Source organism: Shewanella sp. DC2-4 (assembly GCF_013248875.1).
GTDB classification, from domain to species: Bacteria; Pseudomonadota; Gammaproteobacteria; order Enterobacterales; family Shewanellaceae; genus Shewanella; species Shewanella oncorhynchi.
Genome location: NZ_JABRVR010000002.1, coordinates 3,897,249 through 3,919,632, shown reverse-complemented (window position 1 = coordinate 3,919,632; position 22,384 = coordinate 3,897,249). Strand labels below are relative to the sequence as shown.

The 22,384-nt window shown below is 46.7% G+C and carries 21 protein-coding genes and 1 pseudogene; 9 read left to right on the top strand and 13 right to left on the bottom strand.

Features of this window, described 5'->3' with window-relative positions:
- Nucleotides 1-167 precede the first annotated feature (167 nt).
- The 4 genes from HQQ92_RS17770 to HQQ92_RS17755 all read left to right on the top strand — a co-directional run bounded on the left by HQQ92_RS17770 (nucleotide 168) and on the right by HQQ92_RS17755 (nucleotide 3,501).
- Nucleotides 168-1,217 (top strand): alpha/beta hydrolase, encoded by a 1,050-nt coding sequence (locus HQQ92_RS17770; RefSeq protein WP_173247286.1) that lies wholly within the window; start codon nucleotides 168-170, stop codon nucleotides 1,215-1,217.
- Nucleotides 1,218-1,414: 197 nt separating this feature from the next.
- Complete coding sequence (locus tag HQQ92_RS17765; protein ID WP_105251225.1) at nucleotides 1,415-1,990, top strand: LON peptidase substrate-binding domain-containing protein; 576 nt, start codon at nucleotides 1,415-1,417, stop codon at nucleotides 1,988-1,990.
- Nucleotides 1,991-2,043: 53 nt separating this feature from the next.
- Nucleotides 2,044-2,961 (top strand): pseudouridine synthase, encoded by a 918-nt coding sequence (locus tag HQQ92_RS17760; RefSeq protein ID WP_173247283.1) that lies wholly within the window; start codon nucleotides 2,044-2,046, stop codon nucleotides 2,959-2,961.
- 147 nt (nucleotides 2,962-3,108) lie between these two features.
- Complete coding sequence (locus HQQ92_RS17755) at nucleotides 3,109-3,501, top strand: hypothetical protein (protein WP_173247280.1); 393 nt, start codon at nucleotides 3,109-3,111, stop codon at nucleotides 3,499-3,501.
- A 4-nt stretch (nucleotides 3,502-3,505) separates the two neighbouring features.
- Here HQQ92_RS17755 and HQQ92_RS17750 read toward each other — a convergent pair whose 3' ends face one another.
- A complete protein-coding gene (locus HQQ92_RS17750) occupies nucleotides 3,506-5,356 on the bottom strand; it encodes an alkaline phosphatase D family protein (protein ID WP_173248710.1) in 1,851 nt (616 codons plus the stop codon).
- Nucleotides 5,357-5,534: 178 nt separating this feature from the next.
- On the opposite strand from HQQ92_RS17750, the gene HQQ92_RS17745 reads away from it, so the two are divergent.
- From HQQ92_RS17745 to HQQ92_RS17735, 3 genes are read left to right on the top strand one after another with little or no spacing between them, the layout of a single operon-like run.
- Nucleotides 5,535-6,449, top strand: coding sequence for an SDR family oxidoreductase (locus tag HQQ92_RS17745; RefSeq protein ID WP_173247277.1), 915 nt, complete (start codon nucleotides 5,535-5,537; stop codon nucleotides 6,447-6,449).
- Between the two features lie 8 nt (nucleotides 6,450-6,457).
- Nucleotides 6,458-7,768 carry a sensor histidine kinase KdpD gene (locus HQQ92_RS17740; protein WP_173247274.1) on the top strand — a complete coding sequence of 437 codons (1,311 nt, stop codon included), beginning with the start codon at nucleotides 6,458-6,460 and terminating at the stop codon, nucleotides 7,766-7,768.
- Nucleotides 7,765-8,316, top strand: coding sequence for a response regulator transcription factor (locus HQQ92_RS17735; RefSeq protein WP_105251231.1), 552 nt, complete (start codon nucleotides 7,765-7,767; stop codon nucleotides 8,314-8,316). Before HQQ92_RS17740 ends, HQQ92_RS17735 begins: the two co-directional genes overlap by 4 nt.
- 189 nt (nucleotides 8,317-8,505) lie before the next feature.
- Here HQQ92_RS17735 and HQQ92_RS17730 read toward each other — a convergent pair whose 3' ends face one another.
- The 4 genes from HQQ92_RS17730 to HQQ92_RS17715 form a co-directional block, all read right to left on the bottom strand.
- The gene (locus tag HQQ92_RS17730) at nucleotides 8,506-10,839 is read right to left on the bottom strand and encodes a M4 family metallopeptidase (RefSeq protein WP_173247271.1); all 2,334 of its coding nucleotides are present in this window, start codon (nucleotides 10,837-10,839) and stop codon (nucleotides 8,506-8,508) included.
- Between the two features lie 520 nt (nucleotides 10,840-11,359).
- Nucleotides 11,360-12,067 carry an SDR family oxidoreductase gene (locus HQQ92_RS17725; RefSeq protein ID WP_173247268.1) on the bottom strand — a complete coding sequence of 236 codons (708 nt, stop codon included), beginning with the start codon at nucleotides 12,065-12,067 and terminating at the stop codon, nucleotides 11,360-11,362.
- An 85-nt stretch (nucleotides 12,068-12,152) separates the two neighbouring features.
- A complete protein-coding gene (locus tag HQQ92_RS17720; RefSeq protein ID WP_173247265.1) occupies nucleotides 12,153-13,718 on the bottom strand; it encodes a cryptochrome/photolyase family protein in 1,566 nt (521 codons plus the stop codon).
- A gap of 710 nt (nucleotides 13,719-14,428) precedes the next feature.
- Nucleotides 14,429-14,866, bottom strand: coding sequence for a hypothetical protein (locus tag HQQ92_RS17715; RefSeq protein ID WP_173247262.1), 438 nt, complete (start codon nucleotides 14,864-14,866; stop codon nucleotides 14,429-14,431).
- A 218-nt stretch (nucleotides 14,867-15,084) separates the two neighbouring features.
- On the opposite strand from HQQ92_RS17715, the pseudogene HQQ92_RS17710 reads away from it, so the two are divergent.
- Nucleotides 15,085-15,588 (top strand): annotated as a pseudogene (locus tag HQQ92_RS17710) (transposase); the annotation flags it as partial.
- A 291-nt stretch (nucleotides 15,589-15,879) separates the two neighbouring features.
- Nucleotides 15,880-16,356, top strand: coding sequence for a hypothetical protein (locus HQQ92_RS17705; protein ID WP_173247259.1), 477 nt, complete (start codon nucleotides 15,880-15,882; stop codon nucleotides 16,354-16,356).
- Nucleotides 16,357-16,390: 34 nt separating this feature from the next.
- On the opposite strand, the gene HQQ92_RS17700 is transcribed toward HQQ92_RS17705, so the two are convergent.
- From HQQ92_RS17700 to HQQ92_RS17665, 8 genes are all read right to left on the bottom strand, one after another.
- Nucleotides 16,391-16,975, bottom strand: a complete 585-nt coding sequence (locus tag HQQ92_RS17700) for a DUF4375 domain-containing protein (protein WP_173247255.1) — start codon at nucleotides 16,973-16,975, stop codon at nucleotides 16,391-16,393.
- Nucleotides 16,976-17,084: 109 nt separating this feature from the next.
- Nucleotides 17,085-17,471, bottom strand: a complete 387-nt coding sequence (locus HQQ92_RS17695) for a gamma-butyrobetaine hydroxylase-like domain-containing protein (RefSeq protein WP_063883307.1) — start codon at nucleotides 17,469-17,471, stop codon at nucleotides 17,085-17,087.
- A 194-nt stretch (nucleotides 17,472-17,665) separates the two neighbouring features.
- Nucleotides 17,666-18,994: an HslU--HslV peptidase ATPase subunit gene (hslU, locus tag HQQ92_RS17690; RefSeq protein WP_105251238.1), complete on the bottom strand. Its 1,329-nt coding sequence runs from the start codon at nucleotides 18,992-18,994 to the stop codon at nucleotides 17,666-17,668.
- Nucleotides 18,995-19,013: 19 nt separating this feature from the next.
- Nucleotides 19,014-19,538, bottom strand: coding sequence for an ATP-dependent protease subunit HslV (gene hslV, locus HQQ92_RS17685; protein WP_006083300.1), 525 nt, complete (start codon nucleotides 19,536-19,538; stop codon nucleotides 19,014-19,016).
- 144 nt (nucleotides 19,539-19,682) lie between these two features.
- The gene (locus HQQ92_RS17680) at nucleotides 19,683-20,258 is read right to left on the bottom strand and encodes a type II secretion system protein (RefSeq protein WP_105251239.1); all 576 of its coding nucleotides are present in this window, start codon (nucleotides 20,256-20,258) and stop codon (nucleotides 19,683-19,685) included.
- A gap of 165 nt (nucleotides 20,259-20,423) precedes the next feature.
- A complete protein-coding gene (locus HQQ92_RS17675; RefSeq protein WP_173247252.1) occupies nucleotides 20,424-20,975 on the bottom strand; it encodes a dihydrofolate reductase family protein in 552 nt (183 codons plus the stop codon).
- A gap of 15 nt (nucleotides 20,976-20,990) precedes the next feature.
- Nucleotides 20,991-21,266, bottom strand: coding sequence for a hypothetical protein (locus tag HQQ92_RS17670; RefSeq protein WP_173247249.1), 276 nt, complete (start codon nucleotides 21,264-21,266; stop codon nucleotides 20,991-20,993).
- A gap of 415 nt (nucleotides 21,267-21,681) precedes the next feature.
- Nucleotides 21,682-22,284, bottom strand: a complete 603-nt coding sequence (locus HQQ92_RS17665; protein WP_173247246.1) for a response regulator transcription factor — start codon at nucleotides 22,282-22,284, stop codon at nucleotides 21,682-21,684.
- Between the last annotated feature and the right edge of the window lie 100 nt (nucleotides 22,285-22,384).

Below are 22,384 nucleotides of genomic sequence, written 5' to 3'. Positions count from 1 at the left end.
CTCACTATCGACCTGCGTGCTTTTGAGGCTTCGTACGGCACAATACACGTTGTCGCATGCACATTGCGGCTGAGTTAACTCGATGATATGAATTGTTTATTGACGTATACCTTCGTGGTTTACTATTTTATTTTGCTCTAATGGCATTGGTTTTAAGGTACATAGAATTGTCAGCGTTACGATTTCTCGCGGGAGCAACGGCATTTAAGACCTTGGCAGAACAAGGCCTTAAATCTGAGCATTTTACCCAGCTACTTGCCGCCTCTGGTGGACCTAAATGGCTTGGTATCGCTGGGTTAGATAAGTATCTGTTTTCTGAGTTTTTCAAAGACAGACAAACACCGCTTTATACACTCGGCGCTTCTTCAGGGGCGTGGCGTTTAGCGTGTTTGGCGCAGCAAGATCCCCTCGCAGCCTATGGCCGCTTAGAGGATTTTTATATTGGTCAGCGTTACGACACAACCCCGCAGGAAGTCAGTGCACAAGTTAAAGGCGTAGTGCAGGGGATTTTAGGCGTCAGTGGTGGTAGTGAGATCGTTAATAACGCTCATATTCACAGTCATTTCGTCGTGTGCCGTGCTAAACATTTAAATCGTTTAACGGCAAAGCTTCCGCTTGCGGCGGGGCTGGCGATGACGGCGGCGACCAACTTAGTGAGCCGTCGGAGTTTAGGTTGGCATTTTGAGCGTGTGGTCTTTAGCCAACAAGCTGCAGCATCTCCCTTTTTGCAACTCAACGATTTACCCAGTCAGCAGGTTGAATTAACTGAGGCTAATGTCGATGCTGTGATGTTAGCTACGGGGTCGATTCCTTTATTGCTGGCCCCTGTGTCCCAAATTGAAGGTGTTGCCGATGGGCAGTATTACGATGGCGGCATTACTGACTATCACTTTGATTTGCCTTTATCCTGTGCCAAGGGGCTGACGCTGTATCCGCATTTTTATCCGACTATCAGCCCAGGATGGTTCGATAAATCCTTGAAGTGGCGCCAAGGTCGCGCTAATTATCACAATGCGCTAGTGTTGGCGCCATCGGCCGAATTTGTCGCTTCATTGCCCTTTGGCAAAATCCCCGACCGTGAAGATTTTAAGCAACTGGACACGGCGCAGCGGATGCAATATTGGCGTACGTCTGTGGCTTTGAGTGAACGTCTTGCTGAGGAGTTTGCCTCGGTTGTTGCGAGGGGAAATGTGCTGGATCGGCTAGAACACTTTTAGGTTGAAGTGATTTGGTCTCGAAAGCTGGGTTTGACATGACGTGGTTGAAATGTCTTGATTCAAAATAGCGGGGTCGCAAATTTCTTTGTGCGCTCAGCGGCTTCAGGAAGGAAATTCTTTCACCTGCTACACTCTACAATAATAGGAAATACGAATGCATTGAGTTCGTTTCCTTCTATTTGGGGCAGGAGGTTGCTATGCAAACACGAGAAATGGCGTTACTCATGCGCGATGCCTTGTTACTGCCACAGGGACGGGTGGAGGTTCGTGTGGTTGACCCCGGTCATCTGCGCATGGTGGCCGATGTATTCAAGGGAAAGTATGTGCTCGCCTTTGCCACCATTAGACCCAGTGGTAGTCCGCCCTGTTATCCCACTGCCACCCAATGTGACATTATCGATTTTAATCAGCTAGAAGATGATTCACTCAGCATAGTGCTCGAAGGGCGTCAACGCGTCAGCATCCTCTCAGCGGCACAGGCCAAAGATAAGCTGTGGATGGCGCGTACTTTACCTTGCCGTAACTGGCAAGAAGAGCCGATTAAAGGTGAATTTGAGTTGATAAGCGCCGCATTAGAGCAATTTTATGAAGTGAATCCCGATCTGTTTGAGCTCTATTCTCAAGTGCATTTGGAAGACGCCGCTTGGGTGAGCCAACGCTGGCTCGAGGTTTTGCCTATGTATAACAAAGATAAATTAGTGTTAGTGAATCAGCCAGATTGCCATAAAACCTTGGACTTCGTGCTGCAACTCATCAAGTCCCATGTGGACTGAAAAACCACAAAAAGGCTAGAATAGCGGCTTTCTATAGCCGCTTTTTTTGTGATATGACTGCATCTGCCCGCGCCGCCCAACCTTCTTACATAGTGCTTCCTGTGAATGTCACAGATAAACCCACAGTGTTTGCCTTTCTCGCACAACATTTTGCCCGTATAGGTGAAGATGTATGGCGTCAGCGGATCCTCGATGGAAAAGTGCATTGGCGGGATGGCCGTTTGATCGCCTTGGACACTGAATATCGCCCTGCGGCACGGGTGTATTACTACCGTGAAGTGCCGGTTGAAGCGAAAATCCCCTTCGAAGAACAGATCCTATTCCAAGATGACAATGTCATTTTGGCCTACAAGCCGCACTTTTTGCCTGTGACGCCAAGTGGCAACTATGTGAACGAATGTTTGGTGCATAGACTAAGATTGCGTACTGGCATTGATACTATCGCGCCCGCTCATAGGCTTGATCGTGAAACCGCTGGAGTGATCCTGATGACGGTCGCGCCTGAAACCCGCGCGCTCTATCATCAATTATTTATCGACGATGCGATTCGTAAAGACTATCAAGCGATTGCCAAATTGACTCCTGAGATTATTGAACAATATCAACAGGGCTGCTTAACTTTGCCCTTGCACTGGACGGTAACAAACCGCATGCAGCCGAGCGACCCGAGCTTTACCATGAAAATCGTGGAAGGCGAGGCAAATACCCATTCCGAAATCAGTTTAGTGGCCATAAAAGGCGATGTCGGTTTATTTCATTTGAGCCCGATTACCGGTAAAACTCACCAACTTCGTGTGCATATGCAAAGCTTAGGTATGCCATTGTTAAACGACAGATTTTATCCAAGCTTATTACCCAAAGGGCCGGATAACTTTGCGACGCCTCTTAAGTTGATGGCAGAGCGGTTACGTTTTATTGACCCAGTGAGCGGGATGCACCACGACATGCAATGTCAAGGTTTTGAGTTTTAGTCAGCGGAAAGCATTATTTCCAGTCTGTTTAAAGGAAATAATCGGGTGCAATTGTGTGCTTGGCCCTGCGATGGTATGAATACAATCTGCAGTATCTGAGTCTCTGCCATAGGGAGCCATATTACGATTGTTTAAAGGAAGTCCATTATGACCAAATCTGCGATCTTCTCTATCTTGCTTTGCGCTGCAGTATTAGTGGGGGCCATGTATTTTGGTGACTGGACTAAGCAGCCTTATCTGAATGATATTGCCGCCGAGATCCGTAAGGCGAGTGCGGTGATTGAACCGAAGAAACCAAGTTCGTCAGGCGCATCGACAGCAGAAGCCGATGCCGAGCGAGATCAAAGCCCTAAGATCATTTGGGATCAAATGGCGCATGAAAAACCGTCGAATAAGTCGCAGCCAGAAGCACTGATTTTCAATCAGGCTCAGCCAAAACCTGCCAAAACCGATGAGGCGTTATCCAAAAATACGCCCTTGATGGATTCTGGCTCTGGTGCCACTCAGCCTGAAACGGTTAAACATAATAAACCCGTTTAATCTGTTATTCCTGTTTGGGTGGTTCGAACAGGGTTTCGCTCATATCGCCATGTAAAACCGCAATTTTTGTTGGTGCACCATCATCTGCTAATTCCAACATACCTATTCCGCTTTTATTCACTAGACGTTTACTCGGCTCATCATTTGGTCGCCTGCCGCGCAGCAACATACGTTTACGTTTTGTCAGCAAGTTAAGTGGTGAAAAGTGGCCATAAAACCAGCCATTGAGTTTATCGAAAATCGGTAACAGCTTCTCAGGGAAGTGATTTTTTATACCGCTGCAGGTGATTTGGTAGATGTTAGGGCTACTACGTCTAAAACGAATACTGATGTCGTAACTAAAGGAGTAATGCACATCGCCGGAGAGGATCACAAACTCCTCTGGGGTTTTACGGTGCATAAAAATACTCAGCAGTGCATTGGCGGCGCCCGGGTGGGCCATCCAGTTTTCGGCGTCTACTAACAGGGAACCGCCGATTAGAGTGGCTGTACGCTGCACAGCTTCAATCAACTTGACCCCAAACATGGGCGCAGGTGAGACGATAATGACCTTCGACTGGCCGAGTAACTCTTGCTGTAAATCCATTAACGCCTCCCAATCCATCAAGCCGGAAGGTTTTGCGAGATTAGATTCACTGCGCCAGCGGCGGGTACGCGTGTCGAGCACGACCAGTTTGGGTGAGGACTCTAAGGTGTAATGCCACTGCTCAAATTTAAGTAATTCATCGATGAGCAGATCCTGACTTTCGCTTTCTTGTCGCGCAAAAAACGCATCGAGCAGCGGGCGGATATCTGCGGTAAATTTATCAGGCGCGTTGCCAAGTCCTTGGAATAAGGTGTAGCCGATTAAGGCATTACCAATGATGCGTTTCGAAAATGCGTGTTCGTAGGCCGCTTGTTCCCATTTAGCCGTAAGGTTCCAATCATCGGTGACGTCGTGGTCATCAAACATCATATAAACGGGAATGTGCGCCATAAAGCGCCTGACTTGCCCCAGCCCAGCTTTAAAGCCAAGCAAGTGTTGCCACTCATTTTGCCAGCGGGCGATATTGGCGGGTGATAAGCCGTCGACATCCTTCGAGATATTCACTAATTCCCACAGCTCAGGTGACCAAGTGAGTAAATACAGGGCGATGATTTCATTTAGGCTGACCAAATGATTTACGGCGATGGAGGAGGTAAAAATGGGGTGATTGCGATACCAACGCCACAGCGCGGTTTTGGCCGGATATTGGGTATGAGGCAACAGGTTTTTATGCCGTTGATACAAATATGCGGGCTGATAATGAATGTCTTCACTAGTGGTGATGCTCGCGCCTTCAAATTGCTCATGTTTAAGACCAAGCAAATCGATGACTTGCCCTATGGCGCTTAACATAGGTCCCGCAACATCATCAATATAGACCTGATCACCACTCATTATGATAAGTGCTGGGCGATCCTCCTCCGCACCCCTGTTGATTATCTTGGCTAAATGGGTATCGGCGGCGACCAGTGCATCGTCACTGTGGTGATGCGGATTGCGGCAGGAACCGTGGAATACTTGGGTTAATTCAGGGGTAAAACGTACACTTGGCGTCGACGCATCGCCGTAGTTTAGCTGGCTTATCGTGGCAAAAATATCACCATGCTGAGCGGCAGACACTTGGTAAGGTGTGACGATATTGGGCGCGAGCAACTCTGGGCGCGACAGTATTATTAGATATTGATGGGCATGTTGCCCAAGTGGCACATAGTGTAAATCGGCATCCTGCAACAGGTACTCTTGCTCACCAAGACGCAGCTTAAGTTCAGTTAATGGCTCACGACTCACAAACCACAGGGTAAAGTGTGAGGCATCGCAGTGGCGCAGCATGGGGCCAGCTAATATCAGAGGAAGTGTCGTACTCAAATTCTGCCTATGGGTATTTGGGTTAATCTTGCATGAGTTAACCCTAAGTAAGTTTGGTTTAGAAGAGTAAACAAGTGCGTTGAATATGAAAAGCTTTTAGAATTGTTAGCCATAAATATGCGTTGAAACTGAATGGGGCGATATGGCTAAGATTATGGTCACGGGGGCGACTGGGCTACTCGGCAGAGCTGTCGTAAAACAGCTTGAATTAACAGGACATGAGGTTGTGGCCACAGGTTTTAGCCGCGCAAGTGAACGAGTGCATAAACTCGATCTTACCGCCCCTTTAGATGTCGAGGCATTTATCGCCCGCGAGCAACCGCAAGTGATAGTGCACTGCGCCGCCGAGCGTCGCCCCGATGTTTCCGAGCAAAATCCGCAGGCGGCATTGGCGCTTAACTTAGCCGCCAGCCAAGCCTTAGCTATGGCAGCTAAGGCCAATAATGCTTGGCTTATCTATATTTCCACTGACTATGTGTTCGATGGCACTCAACCTAAGTATGCTGAAGATGCAGCAACTCATCCGGTTAATTTTTATGGTGAATCTAAGCTAAAGGGCGAGGAAATAGTGCTAGACACTAGCGCTGATTTTGCCGTGCTACGTTTGCCAATCCTTTACGGTCAAGTAGAAAAGCTGAGTGAATCTGCTGTGCTAGTGCTGGTTAACCAATTGATTGAGCGTCGCGTTCAGGGTGTTGATCATTGGGCGATACGCAGTCCAACCTCGACCGCCGATATTGCCCAAGCCATAGACAAGATGATTGCACAACATATTGTAGCGCCAATAGTGCAGGGGATTTATCATTTTAGCGCCGCAGAGACTATGACTAAGTATCAGATGTTGTTGACCTTAGGGGAGATTTTACAACTCAGTACCGCGCACTTAACGCCTGAGTCTACGCCGACAGATAACGCCAAGCGGCCAAGGGATTGCACCTTAAGCTGTGCGCGTTTAGCTGCGCTGGGGATTTGTTCTGAAATTAATTTTGCCACTGGCGTGCGCCAAGCATTAACACAATCGAGTGGTGCACTTGCCACGCTCGGACTCACTCTGTAGGAATCGCCATGGCTAAGATCTTAGGGACCAGTCTACAGGCTGCCGACCAAGTCGCATTACTGCGAACCTTAGGTTTGCTGCTGCAAATAGGCTTAACCACGTTTGCCGCCGATACTTTTGGTCTTAGCCTGCAAATGGAGCCGTTAGTGCATGTGTTAGTGCTGGAGGTGTTATACCTTTCGCTCACATTGGCGCTACGTAAACCCTTATTTGCTAAGGAGCGCGGCCTCTTTATTGCGCTCAGCTTAGACACGCTATTTTGGATATCTTGGTTGCACTTTTCCGGCGGTGCGACCAATGCGTTTATCTCGTTATTACTGTTGCCGATTGCACTTGCGGCTGTGACTTTGCCAATCTGGGCGCCTTGGGCACTGACGGCAATTTCAACCTTTGCCTACAGCCTGATGATCTTTACTGTGCCCGAATCCCCCATGCAGCATCACGGTATGGACATGAGTTCCCACTATTTAGGCATGTGGTTCAACTTTGTGATTTCAGCTTTGGTGATGACAACTAGCGTGGCGTTAATCACTAAGCGTATGCGCCGTCAAGATGCGCAGTTAGCCTATATGCGCGAAGGGCAATTGCGTCAGGAGCAACTCTTAGCCCTAGGCACAGTATCGGCGCAGATGGCACATCAATTGGCCACACCGCTCTCGAGTCTGAGGTTATTACTCGATGAAGTAAAAGAAGACATGAGTGATACCTCGATAACGATTGTCGAGATGGAAACTGCATTAGGTCGCTGTGAACATACGCTTGCCGAGCTGAGATTAGCGACAGAGTCGATCCGCGATCGCCGCCAGCGCCCACTAAAGATCATTGAGCTGGTGGATAGTTTAAAGCAAAAAACCTTGTTGTTAATGCCGCAAACTGAACTGAATTGGTTGATCACTTGTATGCCTGAACAACTGGCAGAGCAAAGTATTCTGACTGATATGACTTTAACGCCAGCCATCATGGCCTTGATTGAAAATGCTGCCCGCGCTAGCGCCGAAACCATAGGTGCGCCGCAGGTGGATATCAGTTTAGATATAGCGCCAAACGAAGAGCAGATCTACTTGCAGATCCGCGATTATGGCACTGGTATCGCGCCCGATTTATTGCCACAGTTGGGCACCTTACTCATAGAAAGTCCCAAGGGTTTAGGTGTCGCTTTGCTACTCAGTCATGCCAGTTTAGAGCGTTTGGGCGCAGAGTTGATTTTGGCAAATCATCCCCAAGGTGGCACTGTGGCGCAAATTCGTTTCACTATATTAAGGGAGCTGGCGCCGCCTGTATCGCACAAGACTAAGGCTAGTGACGAGGTAAGTTCATGAAACGTTTGTTGATTGTTGAGGATGACCTTTCCCTTGCGAGTATTTTAGGGCGCCGATTAACACGCCATGGCTTTGAATGCCGATTAACCCATGATGCCAGTGATGCTCTGCTGGTGGCGCGGGAATTTCGTCCTAGCCATATTCTTTTAGATATGAAGCTTGCCGAAGCCAATGGCCTAGGGTTAATTGTGCCGCTGCGTCATCTGCTACCCAAGGTGACTATGGTGTTACTCACCGGCTACGCCAGTATCGCCACTGCGGTGGAAGCGATTCGTCTCGGCGCCGATAATTATTTAGCTAAACCTGTGGATACCCAAACCTTGCTCGCCGCACTGGAAATGGATGGACATTCCCATACTCTTCAAGAAGATGAAGTCGACGATTCGCCACTGAATCCTAAGCGTTTGGAGTGGGAGCATATTCAGCAAGTGCTCAATGCTAACCAAGGCAATGTGTCCGCCACGGCTCGCCAATTGGGAATGCATCGCCGGACGTTGCAACGTAAATTGCTGAAGAAACCAGTGGGTGAAAGTGGACATTTGAAGTAACGATTCATCCACGTGTGAGGCAAGGGGCAACAGCTTAAGGCAAACCTGATGAGGTGCTGAGGCTGAGCGTTTGACCATAAAAAATGCCACTCAAAAGGGCTGAGTGGCATTAACAAGAAAACGAGAAGTGAATCGATGAATTAGCGCTAGGGTTTTACGCTAGCGCCACGATACGATTATCTTATGTGATTAAAAGTTAACGGTTTCTTCGTTTGAGCAAGGGCCGTTAGTTTCACATACTTTATAGGTGAAGCTTGCGCCAGCTAGGTCGGTGAAACGGTCAATAAACGATGAGCTGCTTGAAGTACCCACAGCAACACCGTTACGGAAGATAGTATACTCATCAGCGTTGTGACCATCCCATTCGAGTGCAACACGTATGCTACCGCGACGAGATTTGTTAGCGTTTTTCACTGTCATTTCTAACGCCACTTCTGGCACTTCAACTGCAAATTCTGCCGAAGTGCTTGCTGTTGCGCCATCGTTGTCAGTTACAGTCAGTGTGACTGTGTAGCTGCCTGACTCGGCATACTGATGATTGACACTCGCACCTGCGGCATTTGTACCATCACCAAAATCCCAGTTCCATGATGTCAGGTCGCCATCGCTGTCAGTACTGGTGCTTGTGAAGCTGCCGTTACCGTTAGCAAAGCTTGCAGTAAAGCCTGCAGTTGGAGCTTGATTTGGTGTGTCATCGCCGTCATAAGCACCCACTAGGCTTACACCTGTGTAGCTGCTATAGCCGCTGACCATCACCCAATAAGTTCCCGTTTGAGCAGGATCAATAGCACAGCTTTCGGCATTACCTGACTTGTATGGACGACAGTCATAGCTGCTAGACGTTGGCGCTTGGCCAAATTTAACATACATGTCCGCATCACCAGTGCCGCCTGACATATTGAAGCTCAGGTTAGTTGCACCGCTAGCGACATCTAGTTTGTAGTATTTTTTGCTACCTGATGCACCCGCTAAACCTGTCACAGCAACACCGTTCGCGAGCTCAGTTGCTTCTGGTGGTGGCGGTGGTGGTGGGGTTTCACAAGGTGTAATACCCACAGCGGCAAACGCAGTAACCACATCGTCAGCACTTAAGCCTAAGTCAGTTGCGGCCGATTTAACACCACAGGCGCCTTGCCAGAATAAGCTGTCCGCCGTCCAATATAATTGGTTAGCGACTACAAATGTTTGGAATGCTTTGCGTGTATCCCAACCCGGTAAGTTAGCTAAAGTGTAGAAAGCTTTATTGAATACACCTGAACTGTGGTGCACGTCGATGCCATCATAGTAATCGTCGATATGACCGATTGAGATACCGTCTAAGGTTGGATCTGCCATGTAGCGCAGTGCACCACTGCCTTTAAAGATATCGGCGCCGACTAACCAGTCGTTTGTGCCGTGCATGTAAAATTCAGCGGCTTCACCCGCCATATCTGAGAAGGCTTCGTTCATGCCGCCAGATTGATCTGCGTAAACCAGCCCTGAGTTTTGTTCAGTGAACCCGTGGCTCACTTCGTGTGCCGAGACATCTAAGCTCACTAATGGGTGGAAGGTTGTTGCGCCATCACCGAAGGTCATAGCACTGCCGTCCCAGAAAGCGTTTTCGTAGTTGTTGCTGTAGTGAACTCGCATCGTTAACTGAAAGGTTAACGGTGCAGTGTTGTACCACTCGCTATACATCTTGTAGATCACGTTGCCGAAGTAGTGCGCATCGTTTAATGGCGAGTAAGCACCGTTGATCTCTTTGACTGTATTGCGTGGGCAAGTATAAGAGAAGGGGGTGGTGCCTGATGTGGCACCGTTTAAGTTAACGGTTTTCACGTTAGGTGAGTTCATGGTGCAGGTGTCACCGCTCACTTCAACGTCTAAGTAAGAGAAATCCGTACCGTATTCGTATTGGCCAGTCTTGATGTTACCGCCTGGACCTGTGCCGGTTGCAGCGTGGTTAATCCCTTCCCAACGCTTGAGCACTTCACCTGAGTGTGCGTCAATCATAGTGAATGGACGGCTTGGCTCATCGCCATATACCACAAAAGACGTCACATAAACGAGGCGAGTTTTAGCGGCATCATCGAGGTAAAGCCATAATTTTGCTTGTTTGTTTTCAGCTTTTAGGCCTGCAACGGCTTTGTCAGACTTGCCACGGATCGCAATATCTAACGCTTTGTTAGCCGTTAAAGTGGGTTTGACAAAATCAGCCGACTTTTCAATATTTTTTAATACGCGCCCAGACATGTCGCTGTAAAAGCCCATGCTCGATTGTGACGTCGCAACAGAGAAACCATAAACAGGTACGCCATGGAAATATTGTTGTAAACGTTGTTTTTGCTTGCCTTGACCTAGGTTGAGTTTTTTCTCGACTTTGAGTTGGCTACCTGCGTCTAAGCTGAACTGAGACACTAAGTTATTGCTTGAAGACGCGCTTCTAAGAGTGCCGACATCGACAACATCGGCAGCAAATGCGGATGTGCCTAAAGTGGCCGACACAGCAATGAAGAGTAGCGACAGTTTTTTGTTTAGCATCATGCTTGAAATCCTTTTTCCGTTTTGTAAATAACGTTGGAATGCCATACAGCTTAACTGGCTCGGGCGAGCGTTTTTTATTGTGATTTCTACAGGGTCGTCGGCATCCCTCTGCCATGGCCGCATAGAATGAGCTGTTGCTCAGGCGGAAATTCTCAGATTTTTATTCTGTGCAAAGCGTGAATAACCGCATGACCTAGATGTTATTTAAATGTGAAAATGTTAACAATCGTACAAAGGAACTATCTTCATCGTTCATTTAGACGCTTTTAAATCTGAATTAGGACTTTTGGGTAATAGCGATTTAGCCAAGCGGAAGGGTGATGCACTTGAGTGTTTTAAAACAATTTAATGATTTATTTCAATTGTTTATTTTTTCAGTGTTCTTGAAAAGGCTTGATTAAGGATGGGTTGTGCGTTGGGGTCATCATCCTATCAAGGTGTTGAGACCCTCTGCTTTGATTTATTAACTTAGAAAGACTCCATCGGAGTTGCCGCTGCTTGACTTGCTCTTCAGCTTATTTCACCAAGGTAACTCTGTGCCATCGTAGGCAAAAAAACGCCCTGTTTGTGCGGGTGTAGCATTGGCAATGATGGGCAGTAAGCAGTTGGCGACATACTCAGGTGTAAACAGTTTGCCTTTGGGGACACTCTGTTGAAATGGCTGAGATAATGGCGTGTCTGTCGTGCCCGGATGCAGAGACAACACCACGCCGTGTTTCATGGTGCGTAACCATTCAATCGACAGTGTTTTGAGAAACATATTCAGCGCGGCTTTTGAGGCGCGATAGCTGTACCAGCCCCCTAATTTATTATCGGTAATACTGCCGACTCTCGCCGATATCACCGTAAATCTTGCCGAGTGGCTTTGTGTTAATGCCTTAGCAAAGTGCTTCGCCAACATGATGCTGGGCAGGGTATTCAGCGTTAAATTGTGCTGGAAAAAGTCGATATCCAGTGACTGTAGGCTTTTTTCTGGCCCTTTATCTTGGGTGTGTAAGATGCCGACACAGTTAATAATCCAATCTAATTCAGTGAGTTGTTCACTTAGCTGTTTAATCTCAGCTTCATTGGTCACATCTAATGCATGCCATTGGAGCTTCTCTCGCATGTCTTGGGGAAGATGATGCCAGTAGGTGGTGTGCACAGTGGCGTCGGGATATGACTCTTGAATTCGCTTAACCATGGCTTTGCCAATACCCCCACTCCCGCCGACGATAAGTACTTTCATAGCAAACTCTCCCTATCCAAATATCTATATCAAATTCTTTATATCAAACTCTTTATATCAATGAGTCACGCTTAGCATTACTCCGCTACAAACGGTTTAGGTGAACGAGGTTGTGCTCGGCTGTGGCTAATATGGCGCTTCTTACGGACTCGCCCATTTTGTCCCAAGTCTGGTATAGCATGCCGATCCTAGGGTTCAGCGACAATCGCGCGCGGTGTTTGTCCATAAAGCGCCAATAAAAGCTATTGAACGGGCAGGCGAGTGCACCGCTGCGCTCTTTTATCTTGTAATGACAGCCGCTGCAGTAATCACTCATTTTATTAATGTAAGAGCCGCTGGCGGCGTAGGGTTTAGTACCGACAATGCCGCCGTCGGCAAACAATGCCATGCCGCGAGTGTTGGGCATTTCAACCCATTCGATGGCGTCAACATACACGCCTAAATACCACTCATCGACTTGATTTGGCTCGATTTCGGTTAATAAGCAGAAATTGCCGATCACCATTAAGCGCTGAATATGATGGGCGTAGGCAAAATCTAATGATTGAGATAAGGCTTGTCGCATGCAGCTCATCTTAGTGTCGCCATGCCAAAAATAATCGGGCAGCGTCCCATGGGCATCGAGCGCATTAGTGCTGGCGTACTGCGGCATATTGGCCCAGTAAATGCCGCGAACATATTCTCGCCAACCTAATATCTGTCGTACAAACCCTTCAACTTGGGCGATATCAATCTCAGCATTCGTTTGATAACTGTCGATGGCCGCATTGATGACTTCTAACGGGCTGATTAATTTACTGTTAAGGCTGAATGATAGTCGACTATGGTACAAGCTCCACTTGGCGGGATGTTGCGCTGTCATGGCATCTTGAAAACGGCCAAAGGAAGGCAAGCAAACCTGACAAAAATACGTTAATAGTGTGAGGCTTTGCGCACGGTTTATCGGCCACAGCAATGGCGCATCAATACGACCCATGGTCGGAATTTGATGACGCTCAAGCCTAGCGAGAATTTCAGTTACATCGAGGCTAAACATCAATGGCGCTGGCAAGACTTTTATATCTTGAGTTTTAAGTTTCTGACGGTTGCTGGCATCAAAGTTCCATTGCCCGCCGAGTGGCTTTCCGTCTTGCATCAAGATGTTGAAGCGTTTACGCATACGGCGATAAAAGTGCTCCATCATAATGTGTTTGCCGACGGGGAACTGCGCATCGATTTCGTCAAAGGGCAAGATAAAGTGCTCTGTATCGACACAGTTCACCACGGCTGTGTTGAGCTTAAGTCGGCTCAATTGCTTGAGTAAGCGGTATTCATCAGGCCTTTGGTATTCAAACTTGATCGCGCCAACCTGTGTTACCTGATGTTGAATTAGCCCCAGTAGATCGCTAAAGCCTTGGGTGCCATCATGAGTGTCATCCAGATTCAAATAGAGCACTTGATGCCCTTGTGCGCGCAGCTCTTGGGCAAATTGCGCCATTGCCACAAAGAAGGCACATATTTTTTGCACATGGTGGGTTACATAAGTGTTTTCTTGGTGCAATTCTGCAATCACATACAGCACTTGATCATCAACACGGTTAAACCAAGAATGCTGGGCATTGAGTTGATCGCCTAAAATTAACCTGACTGTATGGAATTGCTGTAATTGCATTAAGTGGACTCGTTGAATGACTTTCGCGGTTAAGCATTTCGCGATGTAATATTGCCTGACATTACGAATTGGGTTGCAGTGAGGATCACAAAGCAGGGTATTTGTCGTGATTTCGACAAGGAGGTTTATCTAAACTTGGTTTGATAGCTTTTAAAGCAAAGTCAAAGTCGTGGGGCTTCCCCATTGATTTTCAATCAAGAGCCCTTGCCGAACAACGTCGATGTCTAACTGCCAGTTCACAATCTTTGGCTCTCGTTCGTACCGCTGTTTTCGCAGCACTCACCCTAGCGAAGTTACATGCATTAACTCTTTATTTATAAGCAGGGCTTCGTGCTTATTTGAAATAGCTAACGTTTCCGATGGTACATCCCCTATTAATCAAATAAAGAATCCGAAAGCTAACTCGGCATCCATGCCTCGCTCACGCGATTTTCTTCAACGCCCTTCAGCAACTTCGCAGGGGAAGATGAACTTCTGAAGTTTTAGTGTTGTTTGTTAGTATTTAAAAAGAGTACTAACACTCCATTTTTAAAATTTAACAATGGGAGTCTAAATAACACGAGCTAATTCATATAATAAGGCTGGGGGAGCACGTTTTATATTACAAAAATGAGATTGGGTATCCTTAGATATAAAAACATCGGCCTAGACCGATGTTTTGGGGTTATCTGATGCAATAAAATTCACATAAACAGTGAGATAGCTAACCACTAATCCCAATATACTGTATAGACATGATAGCCAGCATACGGCTTAGGGGATAGTTGATGTTCGCCATAGGGCCAGCCTGTCCCCATTCCATCTGCCGCGATTCCTTCAATCCATTCTTCCACTTCCGCCAGAGGCGCACAGGTAAGAATATGAATGTTCTCAGCTGCAGGCCATAGCTCATCATCCTCAAGTGCTTCGGACCATTCATCGTGCATCCCAACATAAATACCTTGCACATCTGACCTATGTTCGATTTCTTTCAAGCAACGATAGATTTCTTTGATGGATGGTCGACCATAACCCCAATTATTGGGTGCGATAGACTCTTCATCTTCGTTTTCTAAAAAGTACTCATTTAATGTCACTACCGGACAGTGCTCTGGATCGGCGGTCGATAAGGCGCTTAATTTATTGAGTAATTCCGTTCTCGTTGTCACTGACAATACTCCATTTCTAAGATTTGTTTCCAGCGAAGGTTTAACTGTTTTATCACATATGCAGGGCTAATAATAAATCTGGCCATCCATTTTAGAGCAACAATATAATGCACTTTCAGGTTGCTTACAAAGAAGCTGTTTTCAAGACACCCAGCTTAAATGGCGTGGTAGTTAACCTCCGACTATGTTTTGATTAAGCATTAAACAAGGAGGTTTATATGCCGCGTCCTCTCAGAACTTAATAAGCCTTGAAGACATTCCCTATTACCATTGCTATAGCCGCGTTGTGCGGCGTGCTTTTTTATGTGGCGATGATGCCTATTCTGGGAAAAATTATGACCATCGCCGTAGTTGGGTTGAGTCACTACTGTTTGAACTTGAAGCCGTTTTTGCTATCGATGTTGCAGCCTTTGCGGTGATGTCGAATTATCTGCATGTGGTGCTGCCAGTCGATATCGACAGTGCCAATCGTTGAACTGACTGAGAAGTGCTGGAGCAGTGGCATAAGTTGTTTAAAGGCGATTAATTAACACAAAAATCCGTTTAAGGAGAGCTAGTTGAGGCGCATGAGGTCAACCGATTAAAGCATTCAATTGCAATTTACCGCAGCCGATTATGCGATATTTCATGCCTAAGTTTTCAAAAGAGTGCGATGTTTGAATGAGCTAATAGTAAGACAAGCAAATCAAGAAAATCAAGAAAATAACTGTACAGGCCGCTTTTAGCAGGGACGGTTTAAACCACAGGCCTTACTTGATGAAGTTGCTGATTTAAAATGGTAGGCCTGATAATTTTCATTCCATTATCCTTGACCATGTGCTCGCTGTGTTCGCGCTTCCTTATGCTGCAAATGGCGCCATCGAGCGCTTAGGGATAACTTATTTTTAAATCAAAGTCGGCGAGTCACTGGCGTAATAGTCTTAATCGTTGGGTACATTGATCAAAAAGTTATTATTTTATAGTATGTTACTCAATTTTAATGTGTCACTTAACGCAGCAGGAGCTTAGTTCGTATGCGGGAATATGATGGGATTGAAAAGCGTTACCAAAGGCCAGATGCCGATTTAGCTAAAAGTTTAATGATTATCGAAAATTTATTGGGTTTTACGCCGCTAGAGGATAGGTTGGAATTTGATTTGTCTTTTTGGGCTGGCGGTTCAGGTGTATTCGATAAGTTGGCGGTTTCATGTTCTGTGACTCCCGAGCAAATGAAACTCGCTCAAGATAAGTTGAGACTCTATTCCCCAGAGGCCGCGATAGCATTGGATGAATGGCGTGATGATTTTATTTGGTTAGTGGAGGATGAAGACGTTTGTACTGATGTGTTGGTTAGGTCGGCGCATTTTATTAATGAGATTAAAGCGCCATTTCAAGATGTTTGTCTTAAAACGCAGTCTATTTATTTCGCTTATATGAGTGATGTGAATGGCTGGACTGCGGTATGGGGTCAGCAAGATAGGCTCAATTATGCTTATTTCTGTCAAGGATAGCCTTTATCTTTAAGTGATTACCGACAATCGCCAGTTAAGTCTTATTCACTAGTCCGTAATCAAGGGCGTAGCTTTTAAGCTTGGCATCGAGATCATCTAGATCTTTATAAAACTCGTCATCGAGCTTATCGAGTACGCTGTACAGGTCTTGGTTATCGGTGGCGGCTAAACGACGATCTCTGTCTATTGGTACTGGCTTTTCGCCAAACACGGCCTGTTTTGCTTGGTGCAATAAGTTTAACGAGTGGCTTGCTCCCATTTGGATAAGTCCACGCTCAGCGAAGGCGTAATGCTCACCTGAAGAGTTGTCGAAATACTGAATAAATCCACCATTATAGATCTCGCCAGATAAGCAGTTCACCGCATAGTAATTTTGTTCCTCTGGTCTAAGCGTATAAAAACCTTGATCTTTGTTATGTACCCTTAAAACAAGATCTCGCCAAAAGGCTCGAAAGGGACAGGTTTTATCGAGTTCACGCTCTTGTTGGTAGTATTCCTTCGCACGCTCGAGGTTTGCACGTATGCCATTTTTGCAGGGCATGCATAAACCCTCATTTTTCTCGGCGGTACTCGGAAGGATTAAGGTGTTACATTCTTGGCAGGGGATTTTTTCCGACATGGTCTTTCCTTTGATACTCAAGTCAGTAAGAGAACTCACAGCTTCACAAGCTACCCATTGTTAAATTCTCTGTTTCTAGAGTTTACATTCCACAATTTTACCTAACGTACTAGTTGTACTTTATATTCATCGCAATCAGCGGTTCGCGTGAGGCTTTTTCTGCGCGTAGGCGGGCGAGGTATTTTTCCCATAGATCCACTTGGTGGGTGGCGAGATCGTAGAGGACTTTCCACGAGAATAGGCCTGTGTCGTGGCCGTCATCGAAGACGATTTTCACTGCGTAATTACCGACGGGTTCTATGGCGCTGATGTTGACGTTTTTCTTGTGGGTGACCAGCTTTGGATTACCGTGACCATGCACTTCGGCCGAGGGCGAGTAGACTCTGAGCATCTCGCAGCTGAGCTGATATTGCTCACCATTGTCGAAACTGATTTCTAGAATGCGTGATTTACGTTTCAGTTTAAGATCGGTGACATTGGGCGTTGCTGTGGTCATAGGTTGGCTACCAAGAAAATGCTAAGGATAGGATAACGACTCATTAAAATAACACCTGACTAATGTAACCACTCGCGGCCAAGGATACAAAGGGTAAGCGAGAGCCTTGGTCAGGCTTTTTCGTTTAAGTCACACTTTTGTATTTGAGTCGTTTACCGCCAAGTCGTTTGAGCTTGGCGGTGAACGGTTTAGTACTAGAGGATAAAGCGGCTGAGATCTTCGTCTTGGACTAAGTTATCTAAGTGGGCGCTGACATAGTCGGCGTCGATAACAAAGGCGGAGCCCGATTTTTCCGATGCCTCGTAGGAGATATCTTCCATCAGCCTTTCCATCACAGTGTGTAAACGACGGGCGCCGATGTTTTCGGTGCGCTCGTTCACTTGCCATGCGGCTTTCGCAATGCTGTCGATACCCGATTCGCTGAATTCAACTTTCACGCCTTCTGTGCCCATCAGCGCGATATATTGCTCGGTGAGCGAGGCGTGTGGCTCGGTTAAAATGCGTTTAAAATCATTAGCTGATAGCGCATCTAACTCGACACGGATCGGTAAACGACCCTGTAATTCAGGAATTAAATCCGACGGTTTAGACATCTGGAATGCGCCAGAGGCGATAAACAGTATGTGGTCGGTTTTTACCATGCCGTGTTTTGTGGTGACAGTGCAGCCTTCGATCAGCGGCAGTAAGTCACGTTGTACGCCTTCACGGGAAACGTCTGGGCCTGAGGTTTCGCCGCGCTTACAGATTTTGTCGATTTCGTCGAGGAACACTATGCCGTGTTGCTCAACCATTTCAATGGCTTGTTCTTTTAAATCTTCTTGATTGACCAGTTTGGCCGCTTCTTCTTCGATCAATAGCTTAAAGGCTTCTTTGATCTTCATCTTGCGACGTTTTGCTGGTGCTTGGCCCATGTTTTTAAACAGACTTTGCAGCTGGTTGGTCATTTCTTCCATGCCTGGAGGCGACATGATTTCAACACCAATTTGCGGTTGGGCTACATCGATATCGATTTCTTTATCGTCTAATTGGCCTTCGCGTAGCTTTTTGCGGAAGACTTGACGGGTATTTGAGTTGGAATCGGTTTCAGTGCTTTCCCAGTCGTTTTTCGGCTTAGGCAACAGGGCATCGAGAATGCGCTCTTCGGCATTTTCTTCGGCGCGTTGGCGACATTTGCCCATTTGCTGTTCACGGGTCAGCTTGATGGCGATATCGGTCAAGTCGCGGATGATTTGCTCGACTTCCTTACCGACATAACCCACTTCTGTGTATTTAGTCGCTTCGACCTTGATAAAAGGCGCGTTCGCCAGTTTGGCTAAACGGCGGGCAATTTCAGTTTTACCAACGCCCGTTGGGCCAATCATCAGAATATTTTTTGGGGTGACTTCTTGACGGAAATCCGCGTCAAGTTGCATCCGGCGCCAGCGGTTACGCAGGGCGACAGCAACAGAACGTTTGGCCTTTTGTTGGCCAATAATGTGTGCATCCAGCTCGTGGACAATCTCACGGGGGGTCATTTCAGACATAATATTCCTCACGGGCTGTTTAGTAATTGAGTTCTTCAATCGTTTTGAATTGATTGGTGAATACGCAGATATCCGCAGCAATAGTCAGGGATTTTTCGGCGATTTCTAAGGCTGACAGCTCAGTATTTTGCAATAGTGCAAGGGCCGCCGCTTGGGCATAGTTGCCGCCTGAACCAATGGCAACTAAGTCGTGTTCTGGCTGAACGACATCACCATTACCTGTGATGATCAGCGAAGTTTCCGCATCGGCCACGACTAACAGGGCTTCGAGTTTACGCAGCATACGGTCGGTACGCCAATCTTTGGCTAGCTCAACGGCTGAGCGCAATAAGTGGCCTTGGTGCATTTCAAGTTTGGCTTCGAAACGCTCGAATAGGGTGAAAGCATCGGCGGTGCCGCCTGCAAAACCTGCCAGTACCTTGTTGTGATATAAGCGACGCACTTTTTTGGCGTTACCTTTCATGACGGTATTGCCTAGGGAGACTTGGCCATCGCCGGCGATGACAACTTGATTATTACGGCGTACTGATACGATAGTGGTCACAATGAATCCTCTTCTGGCCCGCAGCAAAAGTTGCGGTGGATGATGGGATATATATGGGGATGGATGACAATAATTCAAGTAATCGCGGCAAATGCCAAAGGAGTTTGCGATCTTTCGCGCTCCTTTAGCAATAAAAATAAGCGCTTATTGGGAAAGGGTGGATCGACCTACAATAGTGCGGCCATCGAAGGGATAGTATTTAAGATCCCAGTTTTCACTGCCGAAGCTGCGATCGTCAGAGACATAGTTGAAAATGCAGTAAGCATTGGGATCTTTTATGTCGACGGCACCATACCAGTAAACAATGTCGACATTGGGAACTGTGCGCCAAGAGTATTGATCGGCAATGACAAATTCATTATTAGCCAAAAGACCTTGCCATAACTGACCACAATAATCGCCCTGCAATTTAGCACCGGCATCAGCGGTTGCAGTCTCTATTCCCAGTGGAAATCCTGTGGTGGTCGAGTCGAGTTTTCCGTCACCATAACAGGCGAGATCTTGGGTATAACCTGAGTGACCGCCCGCAAGCCAGCAACTGTGATAAAGCTTAACACCAGAGGTAAAGGCCGCAAATGCGGTTTTGGCTCTGGCATCGTGAGCATCTTGGCCTAGGTTTAAAAACCGTGGTGCTGCGACGACGGCCAAGATCCCAAGGATGATAATGACAACAACCAGCTCAATTAATGTAAAACCCTTCGATGACTGCAAACGACTCATATTGCTCACCTATTTGTTAGAGGACAATATTCTAACGGAACTTTGATTTGCAATCAGTAAGCCATTGATAATATTTAGTTGTTTAACATTGCTGTTACATGGTTATGCAGCAAGATGGCAAGCCATCACTTCACCCTTCAATGCAATCAGCCGAATGTAAACGGCTTATAAAGCCATTTTGTCTATAACACGATAGCGGGTTTGTACGTAGCCATTGTCATATTGCTGCGTGTGAATTGGCATTAATTGAATCGCTTGAGCTAAGTCGCCAAAGAGGGGAATACCTTTACCCAGTAAAGTGGGGATGCGAGTGAGCGTGAGTTCCTGAATTAGCCCCGCCGCTAAAAAGCCTTGGATTGTTTGGCCACCATCGATATAGAGATGTTTGAAGCCACGGGTTTTGAGTTGTTCGCTAATGCTTGCCGCATCGCCATTTAGCACTTGTACGTGCTCACTTAACGCCGACGGTACTGTTACGCCGCTGCGACTTAATACAAACACTGGGATATTTACATAGGGCCAATCACAATCGAAGGAGAGGACTTTTTCAAAGCTTTTTCGTCCCATTACAATCGCATCAATAGTGTCGATAAAGGCATGATAACCAAAGTCTTCATCGGGATTAGTACTGGGGTGCTGATTTAAAAAGTCGATATCCCCATCGGGCGTTGCGATATAACCGTCGAGGGTCGCGGCAATAAAAATGGAGGCTTTCATTCATCTTCCTTAATGCTATTTTCGAGCGTGTTTCTCTAATGATTCTTTCAGTGCTTGTTGTTGAGCGAGGCAGTCTTGTTTTGCTTTGCCCGACATATCGTTACACGTTTGACCTTTATCTGGGCCTTCCAATATGGCGGCTGCAACATAAACTGCGGCGTCGGCTGCATTGCATTCTTGTTTGCTGTAGGGGGAATTTGTATCACATTTTGAATTAAGTGGCCCAACGCAGCCACTCATACAGGTTAAGACTAAGGTGCTAAAGCTAAGTAATATTAAAGGTTTGAACATTCGCTCTTCCATGATTCATATTATTTGAGACGGTTGGAAAGTATATAACTGCTTTGCAGACGGAACTAGAATTGGATCGTTCCATTTCCACTTTAGTTGTTATCTTGGAGGAAGGCATTCGCGGATGGAAGCAAAAAATCCCCGAGGGTATAGTTACCCTCGGGTGGAGGTTCAAAAAGCAGTGGATTTCTTGAGCGCCTGCGGGGCACAAAGGAAGGAACCTATGGCGTGATTGTGCGGGCTGATACGATATTTCACAAAGCCAAATGCGCAAACTGCGACAGCTTGTCGCAGGTTGGATGAAAACTGTGTAGTTACGGTATCTTGAATGGTCGGGGTAAAAAGGGTTTAACGGTTAAATCCTTATGCGTGGCGAGAAGGCTTAACGATTGTTTAGTGACCACGGGTGATTGACTTATAAGACAGAATTCAGATTGCCTAAGTGTTGCACTAGCTCTGCCATATTGTTCACTTCGAGCTTTTTCATGATTTTTGCGCGGTGTACTTCAATCGTGCGCAGGGATAAAAACATCGCCTCCGATATTTGCTTGTTAGTCATGCCTTGGATCACATGGGCTAACACTTGCTGTTCACGCTCGGTCAGTTGGTCAAACTTATGCTGCAGACTTTGCTGCTCGAAGGCCACTTGGCTTTCACGCAGTGCCTTTTCAATCGCTTGTACTAATGCTTTACCCGATACTGGTTTTTGAAAAAAATCGCAGGCCCCCTTACGAAAGGCGCTTAACGCCATAGGTAAATCACCGTGGCCAGTGAGAAATATCACGCCTAGCGGGCTGTGGGTTTCCAGTAATTTTTGCTGCACTTCTTGGCCGGTGATTTCTGGCATTCGACTATCTAAAATCACGCAGCCCGCCTGTGATAATGCACAGTGCTCAAGGAAGTCGCGGCCGCTGTTGAAGGTTTGCACTTGATAGCCAAATTGTCCGAGCATAAAGCCCAGTGAATCCAGAATCGCTTCATCGTCATCGACTAGATAGAGTGGCAATTTTATCGACATGGTGTTCCTTGTAGGGCGGTAAGCATGCTATCAGCTTAAGCTGGGTGCAGAGTGGGCTCAATTTTAAGCCTAGGTCTTGGGAGATACATCACTAAATTAG